This window comes from Actinomadura sp. GTD37 (assembly GCF_041951365.1).
Taxonomy (GTDB): Bacteria; Actinomycetota; Actinomycetes; order Streptosporangiales; family Streptosporangiaceae; genus Spirillospora.
This window is the reverse complement of the sequence record NZ_JBGNUS010000007.1, coordinates 231,609-250,011: the sequence shown is the minus strand read 5'-3', so window position 1 is coordinate 250,011 and position 18,403 is coordinate 231,609. Positions and strand designations below refer to the sequence as shown.

Here is an 18,403-nt window from a genome sequence, read left to right as displayed (position 1 = left end):
CACTGGCAACGGCTGGTGGCGCCCCGCGTATTCCCGCTGGCGCGGAAGAGCGTGGCGAGCCGCGCCGGGCAGCGGCATTGGCCTAGCCGCCAGGGTCCCGGCTCAAGGAGCGGAGGAAGCGTCGCTCCGTACGCACCCGACCTTAGCGTGTCCGAACGCCGCGGCGCACCCCCGGCAGGCGTCCCGATCATGAAATCCGGGCGGCCCGAAACGCGTCGGACCAGGTGAAAAACCAGTCGAACATCGGCCGACCCGCTGCATAACCTTTCGTTCCGTGAAGCCTTTGCCGGAGAAAGAGCCTGGCAGGCCGGATCACCGAACCCCCGCGCGCTACCTCTGGTGGCTGCTGCGCGTCCAGTGGCGCAGCGTCACCGCGGGCGCGCTCCTCGGCGTGGTCTGGATGCTCAGCCAGGCCCTCATGCCCGCCGCGATCGGCCGCGCCATCGGCGACGGGCTCGCGGCGCGGGACGAAGGCGCCCTGCTGGCGTGGTCCGGCGTGCTCCTCGGCCTCGGCGTCGTGCAGGCCGTCACCGGCGCCGCGCGGCACCGGTTCGCCGTGTTCAACTGGCTCGCGGCGGCCTACCGGACGGTCCAGCTCGTCACCCGGCAGGCGACCCGGCTCGGCGGGACGCTGCCGAAGCGGATGAGCGCGGGCGAGGTGGTCAGCATCGGCCTGTCCGACGTGTCGCACGTCGGCGACGCACTCGACATCGTCTCGCGCGGGTCGGGCGCCGTGGTCGCGATCGTCGCCGTGGCGGGCATCCTGCTGACCACCTCGCCGCCGCTCGGCCTGATCGTGCTGGTGGGCGTCCCGCTGATCCTGGCGATCGCGGCGCCGCTGCTGCGCCCCTACCGCGACCGCGAGCTGGCGCACCGCGAGCTGGTCGGCGAGCTGAGCACGCACGCGACCGACCTCGTCGCGGGCCTGCGGGTGCTGCGCGGCATCGGCGGCGAGGCGCTGTTCTCCGGCCGCTACCGCGCCGAGTCGCAGCGGGTGCGCGCGGCCGGGGTGGCGGTCGCGCGGGCCGAGACCCGGATGAACGGCGCCGAGGTGCTGCTGCCCGGGCTGCTGATCGCGCTGGTGACGTGGGCGGGCGCCCGGTTCGCCGTGCGGGGCGGGATCGGCGTCGGCGAGCTGGTGGCGTTCTACGGGTACGCGGTCTTCCTGATCGTCCCGCTGAAGACGCTCGGCGAGGCCGCCAGCAAGATCACCAAGGGGCTGGTCGCGGCGGGCCGGGTGACCGCGCTGCTGGCGATCGACCCCGAGCTGCCGGACACCGGGACGGCCCGTCCGGCGGCGTCCGCCGAACTGGTCGACATCGCGTCCGGGCTGGTCGTGCGGCCGGAGCGGGTGACCGCGATCGCCGCGGCCGACCCGCGCGACGCGCAGGCCGTCGCCGACCGGCTCGGCCGGTACGCGGCGGGCGACGTCGACTTCGGCGGCGTCCCGCTGGACGCGGTCGCGGACGTCCGGAAGCGGATCCTCGTCGCCGTCAACGAGGACCGCCTCTTCTCGGGGGCGCTGCACGAGTCCCTCGCCCCGGACGGTGACGAGGCCGTCCTCAAGGCCGCGATCCACGCGGCCTGCGTCGAGGACGTCGTCGCCTCGGTCGGCTTGGACGCGCACGTGGCCGAGGCGGGGCGGGAGTTCTCCGGCGGCCAGCAGCAGCGCCTGCGGCTCGCGCGGGCGCTCGCCGCCGACCCCGACGTCCTCGTCCTGGTGGAGCCGACCAGCGCGGTGGACGCCCACACCGAAGCACGCATCGCCAACAGGCTCGGCCAAGCGCGCGCGGGCCGCACCACCGTCGTGTGCACGACCAGCCCGCTGATGCTGGACCGCGCCGACCATGTCGTCTTCATCAAGGACGGCAGCGTCGTCGCGGAGGGGACACACCGCGACCTCCTGGAGGGCGAGCCGCGCTACGCGGCCGCCGTCACCCGGGGCGAGACCGCAGAAAGGGCGGGAACATGAGCGCCGAGACGCTGCCGGTCGCGACGCCCGCGCAGGTGCGGGCGTACGCGCGGCGGCTCGTCCTGCGGCATCCCCGCGCGCTCGCCGCGGTGCTGGCCCTGCACGGGCTGGCCGCGGTGTCCGGGCTGGTGACGCCGCGGCTGCTCGGCGCGCTCGTCGAGGACGTCCGCGACGGCCGCGCCTCCATCGACGCGATCGGCCTCGCCATCGCCGGGTTCGTCGTCGCGCAGGGCCTGCTGATCCGGTACGCCTACCTCGCGTCCGCGAAGCTGGGCGAGCGCGTGCTGGCCGAGCTGCGGGAGGAGTTCGTCGACCGGGTGCTGGCGCTGCCGCTGTCCACGGTCGAGCGGGCCGGCACCGGCGACCTCGTCACCCGCGCGTCCCGCGACGTCGACACGCTCAGCACGTCCGTCCGGTACGCGATGCCGGAGACGCTCGTCGCGATCGTCGTCGGCGCGTTCACCCTCGCCGCGCTGCTGCTGAACGGCCCGCTCGTCGCGCTGCCCGCACTGGTCGCCGTCCCGCTGCTGGTCGCGGTGATGCGCTGGTACCTGCCCCGCGCGCACACCGGCTACCTGCGGGAGAACGAGGCGTGGTCACGGATCGCGGACGGGCTGACCGAGACCGTGCAGGGCGCCCGGACCGTCGAGGCGCTCGGCCTCGCCGGCCGCCGGCACCGGCGCGGCGACGCCGACATCGCCGCCTCCTACCAGGCGGAGCGCTACACGCTGCGGCTGCGCATGTTCCTGTTCCCCGTGGCCGAGCTGAGCTTCGTCCTGCCCGTGGTCGCGACGCTCCTCGCCGGCGGCCTCCTCTACATCCACGGCATGGCGTCGCTCGCGCAGGTGACCGCCGCGACCCTGTACGCGCAGCTGCTCATCGAACCGGTGGACGCCATGCTCTCCTGGCTGGACGAGCTCCAGCTCGGCGGCGCGTCGCTGGCCCGCCTGCTCGGCGTCGGCAACGTCCCGCCCGACCGCGCGCCGGGGGACGCGCGCCCCGCGGGGGAGCGGCTCACGGCGCGCGGCGTCCGCTACTCGTACCGCTCCGGCCACGACGTCCTGCACGGCGTCGACCTCGACCTGCGGCCCGGCGAGCGCCTCGCGACGGTGGGGCCGAGCGGCGCGGGCAAGTCCACGCTCGGCCGCCTGCTCGCCGGGGTGGACGGCCCGCGCTCGGGCGCCGTCACGGTCGGCGGCGTGCCGCTGGTGGAACTGCCGCTGGACGGCCTGCGCCGCGAGGTCGCCCTGGTCACGCAGGAGCACCACGTGTTCCGCGGCACGCTGCGCGAGAACGTGGCGATGGCCAGGGAGGGCGCGTCCGACGACGAGATCCGCCGCGTCCTGGCCGCCGTCGACTGGGACGGGCCCGGCCTCGGCGCCGCCGTCGGCTCCGGCGGGACGGCGCTGACGCCCGCCCAGGCGCAGCAGCTCGCGCTGGCCCGGCTCGTCCTCGCCGACCCGCACACGCTCGTCCTGGACGAGGCGACGTCGCTGCTCGACCCGCGCGCCGCCCGCCGCCTGGAACGCTCGCTCGCCGCCGTCCTGGACGGACGGACCGTCGTGGCGATCGCGCACCGCCTCCACACCGCCCACGACGCCGACCGCGTGGCGGTGGTGGAGGACGGCCGCATCACCGAACTCGGCACCCACGACGAGCTGATCGCCCAGAACGGCTCCTACGCCGCCCTATGGACGTCCTGGCACGGAGGCCAGGGCGACGCGCGGGCTCACGAGGACAGGGCGGACTTCAGGTAGTCGACCTGGATGTGGAGCAGGTTCTCGGCGACGACCTCCTGGGGGGTCATGTGGGTGACGCCCGACAGCGGCAGGACGGTGTGCGGGCGTCCCGCCGCCAGGAGCGCGGACGACAGCCGGAGCGTGTGGGCGGCCACGACGTTGTCGTCCGCGAGACCGTGGATGATCATCAGCGGGCGCTTCAGCTCGCCGGCCATCTCGATCAGCGAGTTCGCGGCGTAGTTCTCCGGCTCCTCGTCCGGATGCCCCAGGTAGCGCTCGGTGTAGTGGGTGTCGTACAGCCGCCAGTCGGTGACGGGCGCGCCCGCGATGCCCACATGGAACACGTCCGGGCGGCGCAGGACGGCGAGGCCCGCGAGCCAGCCGCCGAACGACCAGCCGCGGATGCCGACGCGGTCGAGGTCGAGCGCGCCCGGATGTTTGCGCGCGGCCTCGATCAGCGCGGTGATCTGGTCGTCCAGGACGGGCCCGACGAAGTCGCCGTGCACGGCGCGGTCCCACGCGGGGCCGCGCGCGGGCGTGCCGCGGCCGTCGGCGATCACGACGGCGAAGCCCTGGTCGGCGAGCCACTGCGGCTCGTAGTACATGCGCTGGACGGCGAGGACGCGCTGGGCGTGCGGCCCGCCGTAGGGGTCCATGAGGACGGGCAGCCGGCCCTGGGCGGGCTCCCAGCCGGTGGGCAGCAGCACGGCGGTGCGGATCTCGCGGTCGCCGGCCCGCAGCAGCTCGACCCGCGGCGTGATCACCGGGGTCTCGGCGAACGAGGCGACCGGGTGCGTCCCGGACGGCGTGCGCACCTCGATCTCCGAGCCGGGGCGGTCGAGCCGCGCGCCCGTGACCACGGTGACGCCGCCCGAGCGGATGCCGCCGAAGACCCCCTGCCCCTCGGTGAGCCGCGTGATCCCGTCCGCGTCGCGGGAGTACAGGTGGACCTCGGTCGGCTCCTCCGACGCGGTGAACAGGATCGACTCGCCGTCCACGCCGAGGATCGACCTGACCTGGAGGCCCGCCGGCGTGACGGGCTCGCCCGCGACCGTGATGCGGCGCGTGTCGGCGTCGCGGTCCTCGGTGGTCCAGACGAGATCGCCGGAGTGGGTCCGGACGGGCAGGCCGGGGACGATGTCCGTCCACACCGGGTCGTGCTCGGTGTGCAGGAGGGACGTCTCGCCGTTGGACGGGTCGACGTTCAGCACCCGCTGCGCCCGCTGGTCGCGCGGCTGGGCGACGATCAGCAGGCCGTGCCGGTCCCAGGAGGCGGCGACGAAGTAGGGGAACATGCCGCGGTCCCACGCGACGGCGGTGCGCCGGCCGTCGACCTTGAGCAGCACCGGCGACACCAGCGCGTTCGGCGTCCCGGCGGCCGGGTAGGCGATCTCGGCCGGCGGGCGGTCCGGGTTGGCGGGGTCGGCGATGTGCCAGCGCTGCACCGGCGTCTCGTCGACCCGCGCGACCAGCAGCGTCCCGCCGTCGGGCGACCACCAGTGCCCGCGCATCCGGCCCATCTCCTCGGCCGCGACGAACTCGGCGAGGCCGTAGGAGACCTGGTCGGACTCCGGCTGGACGAGCGCCCGGTCCTCGGTCCCGTCGATCTCGATCAGCCGCAGCGTGCGGCCCGACACGTACGCGATCCGCCGCCCGGCCGGGTCGGGGCGCGGGTCGAACACGGGCGTCCGCGCGGGCAGTTCGCGGACCAGCGCGGTGTCGAGGTCGGCGACGTAGAGGCGGCCGGCGAGGGCGAACACGGCCAGCCGCATGGCCCGGTCGGTGGCGTAGCCGACGATGCCGCCCGCCTGCTCGCGGGCCCGCTCCCGCCGCGCGCGCTCCTCGGCGGGCAGGTTCTCCTCGCCGGGGACGTCCAGCGCGGCGGGGTCGGCGACGCACCGCTCCGCACCGGTCGCGGTGTCCAGCGTCCACAGGCAGGTGACCGGGTCGTCGCCCGCCCTGGTGCGCAGGAACGCGACACGCGACTCGTCCGGCGCGATCTGGAAGGCGCGCGGGACGCCGAGGCTGAACCGTCGGGTGCGGGCGCTCTGCCGCGGATAGCTGATGCTCATGACATCCGAGTCTGCCAGGACGCCGCGGAAGCGCGGCGCACGGCGGCCTCCTCCCCCTATGATCACGGGTCGTCGCGCGGTGGGCGGGGAATGTCCCGTGCCCGGGTCCGCGCTCGCGTAAGCTCAAAGCTTCCCCAAGCACTTTTTTCGTCGCGGGCTGAGGAGTGGTCAATGCCGGAGCTGCAGCCGGGAGATCCCCGGCGGCTTGGCTCGTACGAGATCGTCGAACGGCTCGGCGAGGGCGGCCAGGGGGTCGTCTACGCCGGCGTCGACGCCTCCGGGAACCGGGCCGCGATCAAGCTGCTCCGCGCCGACCTGGCCGGGGACACGATGGCGCGCACCCGGTTCGTCCGCGAGGCGCAGGCCGCCAAGCAGGTCGCGCGGTTCTGCACCGCGCAGGTCCTGGAGGCCGACGTCGCGGGCGACCAGCCCTACATCGCCAGCGAGTACGTCCCGGGCCCGTCGCTGTACAAGCAGGTCACCGACGACGGCCCGATCGGCGGGGCGGCGCTCGACCGGCTCGCGATCGGCACCGCGACCGCGCTGGTGGCGATCCACCAGGCCGGGATCGTGCACCGCGACTTCAAGCCGCACAACGTGATCATGGCGCCGGACGGGCCGCGGGTGATCGACTTCGGCATCGCGCGGGCCCTCGACACCGGGCAGACGAACGCGACCAAGGCGATCGGCACGCCGTCCTACATGGCGCCCGAGCAGGTCGCGGGCGCCACCCTCACCGAGGCCGTGGACGTGTGGGCATGGGCCACCACGATGGTGTTCGCCGCGACCGGCCGTCCGCCGTTCGGCGACGACACCGTGATGGCGGTCATCAACCGGGTGATGCACGAGCCCCCGATGCTGGACGGCGTGCCGCCCGACCTGCACCGGCTGATCGGCGCCTGCCTGGCCAAGGAGCCGGAGCGGCGGCCGACCGCGCAGCAGCTCATGATGGCGCTGATCGGCAGCGGGCCCGGCGGCGTCGGGCAGACCCGCATGGACGACCCGGCGCAGGCGAACACGATGCTCGCGGAGGGCTCCACGCTCGCCGCGGGCGGGCTCGGCGCGGCCGGGATGATGGCGGGCGCGACCCGTCCGGGCGCCGGGACGCGCCGCGTCTCCCCGGCCGACTACACCGGGAACCTGCCGCCCGCGGGGCCCCCGCGCGGCGCCGAGCGGGCGCGGTACGACGACTGGGAGCCCGAGCGCAAGTCCCGGTGGCCGATCATCGCGGCCGTCGCCGCGATCGTCGTGCTGGCGATCGTCGTCGGCGTGTACGCGGCGACCCGCGGCGGGGGCGGCCCCGCCGACTCGCCGACCACGCCGGCCGTCACCGACTCCGGGACGGTCTCGGAGACGCCGACGTCCGAGGAGCCCGAGGAGCCGACGCCGACCCGCACCCGGACGCGGACGAACACCCCGCCGCCGCGCACGTCCGAGCCGACGACCGAGCCGCCGACGACGGACGAGCCGACGACCGAGCCGCCGACCACGGACGAGCCGACGACCGAGCCGCCGCCGACCGGCGGCGACGGCGGTGGCGGCGGTGGTGGCGGTGGCGCCGGAGCGGGCGGCGGCGGTGGCCAGACCCCGGGCGGCGGGGGCCGCTGACCCGGGCCGGGCGCCCGCCGGGATGCGCGGGGCAGGGCGGTCATCGCCGCGATGCCGGGCCCTGAGTAGGCTCGGTGACTATGAAGGAGCCGCGGATCCTGTTCGTCCACGCCCATCCGGACGACGAGTCCATCGGGACCGGGGCGACCATGGCCAAGTACGCCGCCGAGGGCGCCCATGTCTGCCTCGTCACCTGCACGCTGGGTGAGGAGGGCGAGGTCATCCCCGAAGACCTGCGCCATCTGGCGTCCGACAAGGAGGACCGCCTCGGCGAGCACCGCATCGGGGAGCTCGCGGCGGCCTGCGCGGCGCTGGGCGTGCGCGACCACCGCTTCCTCGGCGGAGCCGGACGCTGGCGCGACTCCGGCATGATGGGCGCGCCCACGAACGACGACCCGCGCTGCTTCTGGCGGGCGGACGTCGACACCGCCGCGGCGGACCTCGTCGCGGTGATCCGGGAGATCCGGCCGCAGGTCGTCGTCACCTACGACGAACGCGGCAACTACGGGCACCCCGACCACATCCAGGCGCACCGCGTCGCGTGGCGCGCGTTCGAGATGGCCGCCGACCCGTCCTTCGTGGACGGCGCCGAGCCGTGGCGGGCCGGCAAGTTCTACGCCTACGCCACGCCGCGCACCGTCCTCGCGCGGGCGATCGCGGTGATGCGCGAGGCGAAGCTGCCGTTCGCGCGCGTCGCCGGGCTGGACGAGCTGGGCTCCGGCGTCCCCGACGGGCAGGTCACCAGTGCCGTGGACGCCCGCGCCCACCTGCCCGCCAAGCTCGCCGCGCTGCGCGCCCACCGGACCCAGATCGTTGTCGCGCCCGAGCAGGTCGGCCCGTTCTTCGCGCTGTCGAACAATCTGGGCCAGCAGGCGTTCGGCACCGAGTACTTCATCCTGCAGGCCGGGGAGCAGGGCCCGGTCGGCCCCGGCCGCCGCGAGCAGGATCTGTTCGCGGGCCTGGCCGAGCCGAGCGCCTGACCGCCGCGCGACCCCGGCCGGTACCCTGGCGTCCGTGCACAAGGACGATGACGAGGCGCGGGTGAGCCTCGCCAAGGACGGCCTCCCGGCGGACGGCGACGCCGGCGCGTCCGCCCTGGCGGCGGGCGGCGGCGACGGCCCGCTGGACGCGTTCGTGTCCGGCGCCGCGTACGCGGCCCTCGGCCTGCTCGGCGGCGTGTTCGGCGTGTTCGGCTCGTTCGCCCAGGACTGGACGGTCGGCCCCGTCCCGGTCGCGGCGATCGCCCTGGTGGCGCTGGTCTTCGCGATGGCCCGGCTGGCCGGCTTCGGGATGGGCGGGCGGCTCGGCGCGACGATCCCCGCGGTCGTCTGGGGCGTCGTCGTGTTCGTCATGTCGACGCGCCGCGGCGAGGGCGACCTCGTCGTCCCCGGCACCACGGCCGGGTACCTGTTCATCATCGGCGGCATGGTCGCCGCCGTGGCCGGGATCATGCTGGTGCCGCCGGCCCGCCCGCCGGGCGACTGGCTGCTCGGCAGGGCGGGCCGTACTCGCTAGCGGCGCGGTCAGGTCGCCGTCCGCACGGTCAGACGCGGTCAGGTCGCCATCGGCGCGGGTTCCTGGTCGAGTGCCGCCGCGGCGTGGCCGCTCTTGTGGCCCTTCAGGGTGAGGCACGCGGCGGCGCTGAGCAGGATGACGCCGACCGGCAGCAACATCGTCGGCTTCATCGCGTGCACGAAGCCGTGCGAGAAGACCTGGCCGGCCAGCTCGTGCACGCGGTGCGCGACGCTCGGCGAGACGCCCGGCGGGAGCTGCTGCTGCTGCGCGCCGCTCTGCCCCGCGCCGACCTCCAGGCCGCCCTTGGCCGCGTCCGCGAACCCCTGCACGAAGCCGGGGCGCACGTCGGGCGGCAGCGCGGCGGAGCGGGCCGTCGCCTCGTCGCGCAGCGCGGACGCGAGCCGGTTCTGCAGGACGGCGCCGACCGCCGCGCTGCCGAGCACCGACCCGACCTGCCGGATCGTGTTGTTGACGCCGGACGCGGCGCCCGCGAGGTGCGGCGGGACGTTCCGGGTCGCCTCGGTGGCCATCGGCGCGAACACGCCGCCGATGCCGAGGCCGGACACGACGAGCGGGGGGATGAACGCCTTCCAGTCCGTCGCGACCCCGGCGACGATGACGATCCACAGCATGCCGACGCCGTAGAGGGTGAGCCCCGCCATCAGGATGAACTTGCCGCCGATCCGGTCGGACAGCCGCCCGGCGGCGGGCGCGAGGAACATCGACACGAGCGAGGACGGCGCCATGACGAGGCCCGCCTTGAGGGCGCTGAAGCCCAGCACCGACTGGAGGTAGATCGTCATCGGCAGGAACATGCCGATCATGCCGATCGAGACGGCCGCGCCGACGAAGTTCAGGACGGTGAAGTTGCGGTCCTTGAACAGGGAGAACGGGACGAGCGGCTCGCCGTCCTGGCGGCCGCGCTGCTGCAGGACGAAGACGGCGAACAGTGCGAGCCCGGCGGCGATCAGCCCCCAGATGCCCTCGTTCCACTCGTACTTCTGGCCCTCGGTGAGCGCGAACGTGAGGCAGAACAGGGCGGCGGACGCCAGCAGCACGCCCACGACGTCGAACCGGTGCCGGACGGTGCGGGTGTGGCCGGGCAGGATCGGCACGGCCATGGCCAGCACCAGGATCCCGATCGGCAGGTTCACGAAGAAGATCCACCGCCAGTCGAGGCTGGTGACGAGCAGCCCGCCGACCGTCGGCCCGGCGATCGTGGACACCCCGGCGACCGCGCCCCACACGCCGAGCGCCGTCCCGCGCCGCTCCGGCGGGAACACGTTGATGATGATCGACATCGTCTGCGGCATCAGCAGCGCGGCGCCGAGCCCCTGCACGCCGCGGGCGGCGATCAGCTGCGCCGGGTCCTGCGCGACGCCGCACACCAGGCTGGCCACGGTGAACAGTGCCACCCCGGTGATGAACAGGTTCTTCTTGCCCCACAGGTCGCCGAGGCGCCCGGCGGTGATGAGCAGCACGGCCAGCACCAGGATGTAGGCGTTGACGACCCACAGCACCTCGTCCAGCGAGGCGTCCAGCTTGTCGATCATGCTCGGGATCGCGATGTTCACGATCGTCAGGTCGAGCAGCGTCATGAAGAATCCCAGGGAGAGCGTGAGCAGGATCGCCCAGGGATTTCCGCGCCATTTGCTCATGAGTCCCCCTTGTCGTCACGGCGCGCCGGTCGTGGCCGCGGATGGCAGCGGATGTGCACCTCGTCGTCCTTCCAGGTGAGGCGGCCCGAGTCCAGGTCGCCGACCAGGCCGCGGACGAACTCCAGTTCGCCGCGCACGCGCGCGATCAGCCATTCCTGGTCGATGAGCTTGTAGCGCTCCAGCCCCTGCTTGCGGAGCGCGTCGTGCGCGGTCTGGTGCGCGGCGAGCGCCGCCTCCAGCGCGACCGTGCGGCTGCGCAGGAGCCGGGCGACCTCGTCCTCGGCCAGCAGGTTGAGGAACGCCAGCCCGGTGCCGAACAGCGGGAACTCCTCGGCGGGGTTGCGGAGCAGTTCGGCGAGGCGGATCTGCGCGGCGTCCCGTCCGGCGGCGGTCGCCGCGTAGATGGTCCGTTCGGGCCGGCGGCCCTCCCGGCTCGTCTCCAGCGGCTCGATCAGGCCGGACGCGGCGAGCCGCTCCACCGAGTGGTACAGCGCCCCGTGCGTGATCTTGACGGCCTGGTCGTAGGCGAAGTCGCGGATGCGCTGCTGCATCTCGTACGGATGCATGGGACTGTCGCACAGCATCCGCAGCACGGTCAGCGCGAGCGGTGTGAGCGGTCGGGACATGGTGCCGGGCCTCGGGTCGATGGGATTAGTCCACTCAGATTAATCCCATCGGACGACTCTCGTCACCTTGCCCACATGTCCGACATGTTCCCGCAGGTGGGACGGGTCAGCGCACGGCGTTCACTGAGTTGGCCGCGCCGTTGCGGGTCACGTACTGGCCCACCCGGTCCTCCCGGACGGCGGCCGACAGCGACCGCACGCCATCATCGTCCAGGAGTACGACACTCTGCCCGTCCCGCTCGGCCATCTTCGCGACCGGGGCGGTCAGGTACTCCATCAGGGACGTCTTGAGCAGCCGGCGCGCGAGCCCCCGCAGCGCCCCGGAGGTCACCGAGTCGTCCACGCTCACCGAGCCGGTCGCCGCCCGGACGAACCGGTCGATCTTGAGCGGGTTGCGGGTGTCCAGCGCCTTGGCCGCCAGCGCGTGCAGGAACGCCTGCTGCCGCTTGATCCGGTCGAGGTCGCCGCCCGGCAGGTTCCACCGCTGCCGGACGAAGTCGAGCGCCTCGGTGCCGTCCAGATGCTGGCGCCCGGCCTTCCAGCGGCGCTCGTGCATCGGGTCGTAGGTGTCCTTGGTGATGGTGACGTCGACGCCGCCGAGCGCGTCCGTCATCTTCACGAACCCGCCGAAGTCGAGGGCGGCGTAGTGGTCGACGCGGACGTGCGTGAGCTGCTCCACGGTGCGGATCAGCAGCGACGGCCCCCCGTACGCGAACGCCGCGTTGATCTTGCTGGAGCCGTGCCCGGGGACGGGCACCCAGCCGTCCCGGGGGATCGAGACGAGCGAGACCCGGTCGCCGCGCCCGGACAGGTGCACCAGCATGATCGTGTCCGCCCGGGAGCCCATCGAGGGGTCGTCCGCGCGCCGGTCGGACCCGATGAGCAGCCAGTTCTCGCCGCGTCCGGTGGAGGACGGCCGCCCGCCCGCGCTCGGCATCGCGCCGGCGACCCGCCTGACCTCCCCGTCGTAGGCCCGTTGCAGCAAGTAGAGGCCGCCCGCGAGCACCAGCAGGACGCCCACCGCCAGCCCGCCGCATCCGATCACGACCCGGCGCCGGCTCCTGTTCCGCAGCATGCCCCTCACCCTGCCGCCGGGGCCGCGCCGCGCCGCCGCGCCGTGCGGGCGGCGGCCAAGTCTTTGACGACTCGCGGGTTCGCCTTAGCGGCGGGACGCCGCCGGGCTCCGTCGGCCGGCGGCGTCCCGGGTCCGGGATCAGCCCTTCAGGGCGATCTCCAGCTGGTCGAGGGCCCAGTCGAGGTCGGCGGGCTCGATGACCAGCGGCGGGGCGAGGCGGAGGGTGGTCTCGTGGGTCTCCTTGGCGAGGACGCCGAGGTCCATGAGGCGCTCGCTCACCGGACGGGCCTCGCCGTGCAGTTCGACGCCCGCCCACAGGCCGCGGCCGCGCACCTCGCGGACGAGGTCGCCGGGCAGCAGGCCGAGGCGCTCGTGCATGTGCGCGCCGAGCGTCCGGGACCGCTCCTGGTACTCGCCGGTCCTCAGGATGGCGATGACCTCGCGTCCGATGGCGCAGGCGAGCGGGTTGCCGCCGAACGTCGAGCCGTGCTGGCCGGGCTTGAAGACGCCGAGGACGTCCCGGTCGGCGACGACGGCGGAGACCGGCATGATGCCGCCGCCGAGGGCCTTGCCGAGGATGTAGACGTCGGGGACGACGTCCTCGTGCTCGACGGCGAACGTGGCGCCGGTGCGGCCGAGGCCCGACTGGATCTCGTCCGCGATCATCAGCGAGCCGTTGGCGGTGCACAGCTCCCGCACCGCGCGCAGGAACCCGCTCGGCGGGACGTTCACGCCGGCCTCGCCCTGGATCGGCTCGATCAGCACGCCGACGGTGGCGTCGTCCATCGCGGCCCTGAGCGCCTCGACGTCCCCGTACGGGACTGTCCGGAAGCCGGGCGTGTACGGGCCGTAGGAGTCGCGGGCGTCCGGGTCGGTGGAGAAGCTGATGATCGTGGTGGTGCGGCCGTGGAAGTTGCCCTCGAACGTGATGATGTTCGCCTGGTCGGCCGGGACGCCCTTCACCTCGTACCCCCACTTGCGGGCGGTCTTGAGCGCGGTCTCGACGGCCTCGGCGCCGCTGTTCATCGGCAGCACCATCTCCTTGCCGCACAGCTCGGCCAGCTCGGACACGAAGGGGCCGAACTGGTCGTGGTCGAACGCGCGGCTGACCAGCGTGACGCGGTCGAGCTGCCGCCTGGCGGCCTCGGTGAGGCGCGGGTTGCGGTGCCCGAAGTTGACCGCCGAGTAGGCGGCCAGCATGTCCAGGTAGCGGCGGCCCTCGGCGTCGGTCAGCCACACGCCGTCGGCCTCGGCGACCACGATCGGCAGGGGGTGGTAGTTGTGCGCGCTGTGGTCCTCGGACATCGCTCGCAGCTGGTCGGTTCGCGTCACGACGCTCCTTCGGCGGCTCGGCCCGGCCGGTCGGGCCGGGGCATGGCTGGGACACCGGACGCGGGTCCGGTGCCGAGGGGAGGAGGCCGGGCGGGTCAGGTGGCCGCCGGTCCGCTTCCCAGCGTATGTTCGGAAATGACCGTCGACCAATGCGGAAAACCGACTTGGGGGGTGTTATTTGTTGCGTCTTGACGACCTCGACCGTCGGATCGTTGCGCGTCTCCTGGAGGACGGCCGCGCCTCGTACGCGCAGATCGGCGACAAGGTCGGCCTGTCGGCCCCGGCGGTGAAGCGGCGGGTCGACCGGCTGCGCTCGGACGGCGTGATCAACGGCTTCGCGGCGGTCGTCGACCCGGCCGCGCTCGGCTGGACGACCGAGGCGTTCATCGAGATCTTCTGCACGGGCGCGACGTCCCCGGAGCAGATCTACTCCAGCGTCCGCGGCCACCCCGAGGTCGTCGCGGCGTACACGATCAGCGGCGACGCGAGCGCGCTCGTGCACGTGCGGGCCCGCGACATCCAGCACCTGGAGCAGGCCCTCGAACGGCTGCGCCGGGAGGACAACATCACCGCGACCAAGACGTCGATCGTGCTCTCCCGGCTGATCGGCCGTCCCACCGACGCGCCCTCGGGCTGATCGGTTACCGAACAGTAGGCTGCCGGCATGGACTTCGCGACCGCTGACCTCATCGACGACTTCGGGGACGAGCTGCGCAGCTGCGAGACGCAGTTCCGCCAGTACGGCGCGCGGACGTCGTTCGCCGGCCCCGTCTCGACCGTGCGCTGCCACCGCGACAACGGCCTCGTGAAGAAACTGCTGAACACCCCCGGCGGCGGCCGGGTCCTGGTCGTGGACGGCGCCGGGTCGCTGGCGTCCGCGCTGATGGGCGACATGATCGCGGCGGCGGCGGTGGCGAACGGCTGGGCCGGGGTCGTGATCAACGGCGCCGTCCGGGACGTGGCGGCGCTGCGCGGGCTCGACCTCGGCGCGAAGGCGCTCGGCTCGAACCCGCGCAAGAGCGCCAAGGACGGCGCCGGCGAGGCGGACGTCCCGGTGTCGTTCGGCGGCGTCGAGTTCCGTCCGGGCGACTGGCTCTACAGCGACGAGGACGGCATCGTGGTCGCCGAGCGCGAGCTGCCCCTGGGCTCCGGCTGAGGCCGTGACCTGGGCGCATCGCGCGACATGCCAGGACATTCGGTGCAAGATCGGCTAAGTCGGCCCTAGCGGGGCGGAAGCGCCTGTTCTTACCTACCTCTCAGCAACCCTTCTGAGAGGTAGGGGAGACATGCGCGCGAAGAAGATGCTGCTGGTCCCCGCGGCGGCGATGGGGCTCGTCACGGGACTCGCGGCCGTCCCGGCGGCCGCGCAGCCGAGAACGCCGATCCCGGAGCCGGCCGCGAACCCCTGGCAGATGCGGCACTGGCCGCAGACCCAGCCGTGGCAGCGCGAGCAGCCGTCCGCCCGCACGTTCGCGGCGGGCGCCCCGCGCCCCATCGACCCGCAGAACTACGAGCTTCCCGACACGATGACGTGGGACGACTACAGGTCCATCCCCGGAGCCTCGTGGGCGGACCCGTCCCGGCAGGGGTCGGTGCGCAACTTCAACGTCGCGGTGGTCCTCGTCGACTACGCGAACCAGCCGTTCGAGGTGACGCAGCCGAAGAACTCGTCCGTCTTCGGCAACCCGGTCGAGGTCGGCGACGTCCCGCGCGACAAGGTCGCCTCGTTCTACGAGGGCTTCCTCAACAAGCCGCAGGAACTCAACCACGGCCACACCCTCCACGAGTACTGGATGGAGGACTCCGGCGGCCGGTACGGCGTGAACCTGACCGGGTTCGGCGCCTACCGGATGCCCGCCAAGGACCACGAGTACGGCGTCGACGGCATGCAGGGCGGCACGGGCTGCCCGTCCGGCGACACCTGCGGCCGCGACCTGCGGGGCGACGCCCGCGGCGCGTGGGTCGCCGACGTCGGCGAGGAGGCGGCGAAGAAGTACGACTTCGTCTTCTTCCTCAGCGCCGGGCAGGACGAGAGCTCCACGTGGCAGGAGTTCGGCGAGATGAAGTTCGGCACGAAGGAGAACGTGCCGCCCGAGTGGGGGCCGGGCGACCCGGGCCTGCCGAACTGGGTGAAGACCCGGTACATCCCCTGGACGTCCTGGCAGGCGGGCTCCACGATCTGGCCGAACGCCATCTTCGGGGTGTCCTCCACCCAGGCGGAGAGCTCCGGCATGTCGGTGTACGCCCACGAGTTCAGCCACATCCTGGGCATCGGCGACAACTACAACAACCCGTACAGCGACCCGCCGCGCCGCGCCTACAGCGGCCCGTGGGACATGCTCAGCCGCGGCACGTTCAACGGGCCGGGCGGCCCGCACAGCCGGTGGACGATCCCCGCGACGGGCGGCGGGTCCATGGGCGCCCAGCACATGCTCCGCAACAAGCTGAAACTGGGCATGGTCGACTCCGGCAAGGTGCTGCAACTAGGCCGGGACGCGCTCGCCTCGTCCGGCATGGCCGTCGCCACGGTGACGGCCCGGTCCGCCGAGCCGGGCGGGAACGAGCTGTCCGGCATCAATCTGAAGCTCGGCGACGGCGGCGACAAGAGCCCCGGCTGCGAGACCGGCGCCGACCCGCTCTGCGACGGCGGCGGTTACGACAACTACACCCTCGAGGTCGTCGACCGGATGGGCACCGACTCCTTCACGCCCGACTCCGGCGTCCTGCTGGCGAAGACCAAGGACCAGGACCGCGCCCCGTTCATCTGGGTCAAGGACGCCAACCCGCAGGACATCGACAAGGTCGACTTCGTCCTCCCCGACGGCACGCCGCAGAAGATGACGATCGGCGACTACCGGCAGCTCTCGGACGCGCTCTACCACGCGGGCACGGACTCCGGCAGCGAGTACGAGTACGTCGACGAGGCGAACCGGCTGCACTTCTACGTCCTGGACGTGCGGCGCGACCGGAGGGGCGTCCTGTCCTACACGGTCGCGGTCGGCTCGCTCGACGGCGCGGGGCCGCAGCGGCGCGGCGTGCGGCTGTCCTCGGGGCACGCGCGCCCGGCCGGCTCCGGCTGGACGAAGTGCACCATGGCGCTCCGCAACACGGGGCGCGGCGGCGCCGGCCCCCACGGCTCGGACGTGTTCCGGCTGAAGGCCGAGGTGTCCGGCGACGGCTGGACGGCGTGGCTGCCGAACGAGCTGGCGACCGCACCGGCCGGCGGCGGGACGCACGTGGAGGTCTGGGCGAAGGCCGCGCCGGGCGCGTCCCGCCACGCGCGGCTGCGGCTGACGGGGACGTCCGAGAGCGACCCGTCCGCGTCCGGCTCCGGCGCCTGCCGGTTGCGCTGACCCCGCCGGGGCGGCCCTCCGCGCGGGGGGCCGTCCCGTCCCGCGATGTCCCGGGCGATCTCGGGGGTCCACCCGGCGGGCGTAAACATAACTTGATCATCGCGGGGGGTGCGGACGCCTTTAGCGCGACCCGGCCGGGGTTACGTAGCGGAGCGTGATGATCATGCAGCGTACGGTGACCCGGGCCCGCCGGCCGGGCGTCGCGGCCCTCGCGGCCGGTGTCCCGCTGGCCGCGCTGGCGGCCGCCGTCCCCGGCGCCGCCCAGGCGGCGCCCGTGACGGCGGTGTCCGTGACGGCGGTGTCCGCGGCGGCGGTGTCCGCGAAGGCCCCGGCGGATCTGAATCCCCGCGATTTCGTCCTGCGCCGCGGCGCCGACCGGAGCACGCCGGTCCGGGCGCTCGGCGGCAGGCTCCACCGCAGCGGCGTCGACGCGCTGCTCCACTCGTCCGGGCAGGCCAGGATGGGCCGCGGCTGCGCCGGACGCGCCGGCGTGCCCGCGCACTCGCTCGTCTACTGCTTCAACCGCAAGGACAACGCCACCGGCAAGTGGGTCCCGCAGGGCGTCACGTCGGTCTCGGACGCGGCGGCCGGTGAACGGACGGCCGGCGGCGGCAGGCCGATCCTCGTGTCGTGGCACAACAGCGGCAAGGTCAGACTCACGTTCGTCAACCCCGCCCGGCGGACGTACCGGCACGTCCTCCTCGTCGAGCCGAGGATGAGCGGGGGCCGCGCGACCTACTCCGACATCGGCATCCACGCGGGCGGCATCGCCTGGTACGGCGACAGGCTGTACGTGGCCGACACCCGCCACGGCGTGCGCGAGTTCGACATGCGCCACATCTACGACCTGTCCAAGAGCGGTGCGGGCTCGACCCGCCACCCCGGCTGGGTCGGCCTCCACCACGGCAAGTACTACGGGCACGGATTCCGGTACGTGATGCCGCAGACGAGCAGCTGGGAGTTCGCCCACGGCAAGGTCGGCGGCAAGTGCCGGGGCACCGGACCGCTGCGCATGTCCTGGATCTCCGTCGACCGCACCGCCCGGCCGCACGTCCTCACCGCCGGGGAGTACTGCCGCCCGAACTGGCCGCGGGGACGGGTGGTGACGTGGCGGCTCGAAGCGCTGTCCGGCGGCGGCCCCGTCCGGCCGAGCTGGGGCGCCGTGCTCCCGGCCGACAAGATCCAGGGCGCCGTCCGGACGAACGGCCGCTGGTGGTTCACCCAGAGCCACCGAGGCAAGCGCGGCACCCTTCTCACGACCCGCCGCACGTCGCGGGGCTGGGCCCAGGTGAAGCGCCGGACGATCTCCTACGGCCCCGAGGACCTCTCCTGCTACCGCGGCCGGCACCGCGTCTGGACGGTCGCCGAACACTCCCACCGCCGGGCCCTGTGGGCGTTCCGGACGAGATCCTGCTCCTGACGCGCCGCACCCGGAGGGCCGGAGCGGACACCA

The 18,403-nt window shown here is 73.7% G+C and carries 14 protein-coding genes; 9 read left to right on the top strand and 5 right to left on the bottom strand.

The window, feature by feature from the left end:
- Positions 1–274: 274 nt before the first annotated feature.
- Together ACA511_RS31575 and ACA511_RS31570 are read left to right on the top strand one after the other, a co-directional pair.
- Positions 275–1,972 carry an ABC transporter transmembrane domain-containing protein gene (locus ACA511_RS31575; protein ID WP_375028315.1) on the top strand — a complete coding sequence of 566 codons (1,698 nt, stop codon included), beginning with the start codon at positions 275–277 and terminating at the stop codon, positions 1,970–1,972.
- Positions 1,969–3,729, top strand: a complete 1,761-nt coding sequence (locus ACA511_RS31570; protein WP_375028314.1) for an ABC transporter ATP-binding protein — start codon at positions 1,969–1,971, stop codon at positions 3,727–3,729. Before ACA511_RS31575 ends, ACA511_RS31570 begins: the two co-directional genes overlap by 4 nt.
- On the opposite strand, the gene ACA511_RS31565 is transcribed toward ACA511_RS31570, so the two are convergent.
- Positions 3,702–5,783, bottom strand: coding sequence for a prolyl oligopeptidase family serine peptidase (locus tag ACA511_RS31565; protein WP_375028313.1), 2,082 nt, complete (start codon positions 5,781–5,783; stop codon positions 3,702–3,704). The two genes, ACA511_RS31570 and ACA511_RS31565, sit on opposite strands and share 28 nt — an antisense overlap.
- A gap of 171 nt (positions 5,784–5,954) precedes the next feature.
- On the opposite strand from ACA511_RS31565, the gene ACA511_RS31560 reads away from it, so the two are divergent.
- The 3 genes from ACA511_RS31560 to ACA511_RS31550 all read left to right on the top strand — a co-directional run bounded on the left by ACA511_RS31560 (position 5,955) and on the right by ACA511_RS31550 (position 8,906).
- A complete protein-coding gene (locus tag ACA511_RS31560) occupies positions 5,955–7,391 on the top strand; it encodes a serine/threonine-protein kinase (RefSeq protein WP_375028312.1) in 1,437 nt (478 codons plus the stop codon).
- An 80-nt stretch (positions 7,392–7,471) separates the two neighbouring features.
- Entirely contained in the window at positions 7,472–8,371 is a 900-nt protein-coding gene (mshB, locus tag ACA511_RS31555; protein WP_375028311.1) for an N-acetyl-1-D-myo-inositol-2-amino-2-deoxy-alpha-D-glucopyranoside deacetylase, read from the top strand.
- A 34-nt stretch (positions 8,372–8,405) separates the two neighbouring features.
- Positions 8,406–8,906, top strand: a complete 501-nt coding sequence (locus ACA511_RS31550; RefSeq protein WP_375028310.1) for a DUF6113 family protein — start codon at positions 8,406–8,408, stop codon at positions 8,904–8,906.
- Between the two features lie 38 nt (positions 8,907–8,944).
- On the opposite strand, the gene ACA511_RS31545 is transcribed toward ACA511_RS31550, so the two are convergent.
- From ACA511_RS31545 to rocD, 4 genes are all read right to left on the bottom strand, one after another.
- Complete coding sequence (locus tag ACA511_RS31545; protein ID WP_375028309.1) at positions 8,945–10,564, bottom strand: DHA2 family efflux MFS transporter permease subunit; 1,620 nt, start codon at positions 10,562–10,564, stop codon at positions 8,945–8,947.
- Positions 10,561–11,190 carry a PadR family transcriptional regulator gene (locus tag ACA511_RS31540; protein WP_375028308.1) on the bottom strand — a complete coding sequence of 210 codons (630 nt, stop codon included), beginning with the start codon at positions 11,188–11,190 and terminating at the stop codon, positions 10,561–10,563. Before ACA511_RS31540 ends, ACA511_RS31545 begins: the two co-directional genes overlap by 4 nt.
- Before the next feature lie 106 nt (positions 11,191–11,296).
- The gene (locus tag ACA511_RS31535; protein ID WP_375028307.1) at positions 11,297–12,265 is read right to left on the bottom strand and encodes an LCP family protein; all 969 of its coding nucleotides are present in this window, start codon (positions 12,263–12,265) and stop codon (positions 11,297–11,299) included.
- A gap of 138 nt (positions 12,266–12,403) precedes the next feature.
- Positions 12,404–13,570, bottom strand: a complete 1,167-nt coding sequence (gene rocD / locus ACA511_RS31530; RefSeq protein WP_375028419.1) for an ornithine--oxo-acid transaminase — start codon at positions 13,568–13,570, stop codon at positions 12,404–12,406.
- A 208-nt stretch (positions 13,571–13,778) separates the two neighbouring features.
- Here rocD and ACA511_RS31525 point away from each other — a divergent pair, with 208 nt between their 5' ends.
- From ACA511_RS31525 to ACA511_RS31510, 4 genes are all read left to right on the top strand, one after another.
- Positions 13,779–14,234 carry an Lrp/AsnC family transcriptional regulator gene (locus ACA511_RS31525; protein ID WP_375028306.1) on the top strand — a complete coding sequence of 152 codons (456 nt, stop codon included), beginning with the start codon at positions 13,779–13,781 and terminating at the stop codon, positions 14,232–14,234.
- Between the two features lie 27 nt (positions 14,235–14,261).
- Entirely contained in the window at positions 14,262–14,753 is a 492-nt protein-coding gene (gene rraA, locus ACA511_RS31520) for a ribonuclease E activity regulator RraA (protein WP_375028305.1), read from the top strand.
- A gap of 130 nt (positions 14,754–14,883) precedes the next feature.
- A complete protein-coding gene (locus ACA511_RS31515) occupies positions 14,884–16,950 on the top strand; it encodes a M6 family metalloprotease domain-containing protein (protein WP_375028304.1) in 2,067 nt (688 codons plus the stop codon).
- A 163-nt stretch (positions 16,951–17,113) separates the two neighbouring features.
- Positions 17,114–18,370, top strand: coding sequence for a hypothetical protein (locus ACA511_RS31510; RefSeq protein WP_375028303.1), 1,257 nt, complete (start codon positions 17,114–17,116; stop codon positions 18,368–18,370).
- Positions 18,371–18,403: the final 33 nt, after the last annotated feature.

What these genes read in the sequence shown, in the direction of transcription:
- ACA511_RS31570 (WP_375028314.1), top strand. Translation starts at nt 1,969, where the DNA reads ATGAGCGCCGAGACGCTGCCGGTCGCGACGCCCGCGCAGGTGCGGGCG.
- ACA511_RS31565 (WP_375028313.1), bottom strand. Translation starts at nt 5,783, where the DNA reads ATGAGCATCAGCTATCCGCGGCAGAGCGCCCGCACCCGACGGTTCAGC.
- ACA511_RS31560 (WP_375028312.1), top strand. Translation starts at nt 5,955, where the DNA reads ATGCCGGAGCTGCAGCCGGGAGATCCCCGGCGGCTTGGCTCGTACGAG.
- mshB (WP_375028311.1), top strand. Translation starts at nt 7,472, where the DNA reads ATGAAGGAGCCGCGGATCCTGTTCGTCCACGCCCATCCGGACGACGAG.
- ACA511_RS31545 (WP_375028309.1), bottom strand. Translation starts at nt 10,564, where the DNA reads ATGAGCAAATGGCGCGGAAATCCCTGGGCGATCCTGCTCACGCTCTCC.
- ACA511_RS31540 (WP_375028308.1), bottom strand. Translation starts at nt 11,190, where the DNA reads ATGTCCCGACCGCTCACACCGCTCGCGCTGACCGTGCTGCGGATGCTG.
- ACA511_RS31535 (WP_375028307.1), bottom strand. Translation starts at nt 12,265, where the DNA reads ATGCTGCGGAACAGGAGCCGGCGCCGGGTCGTGATCGGATGCGGCGGG.
- rocD (WP_375028419.1), bottom strand. Translation starts at nt 13,570, where the DNA reads ATGTCCGAGGACCACAGCGCGCACAACTACCACCCCCTGCCGATCGTG.
- rraA (WP_375028305.1), top strand. Translation starts at nt 14,262, where the DNA reads ATGGACTTCGCGACCGCTGACCTCATCGACGACTTCGGGGACGAGCTG.
- ACA511_RS31515 (WP_375028304.1), top strand. Translation starts at nt 14,884, where the DNA reads ATGCGCGCGAAGAAGATGCTGCTGGTCCCCGCGGCGGCGATGGGGCTC.
- ACA511_RS31510 (WP_375028303.1), top strand. Translation starts at nt 17,114, where the DNA reads ATGCAGCGTACGGTGACCCGGGCCCGCCGGCCGGGCGTCGCGGCCCTC.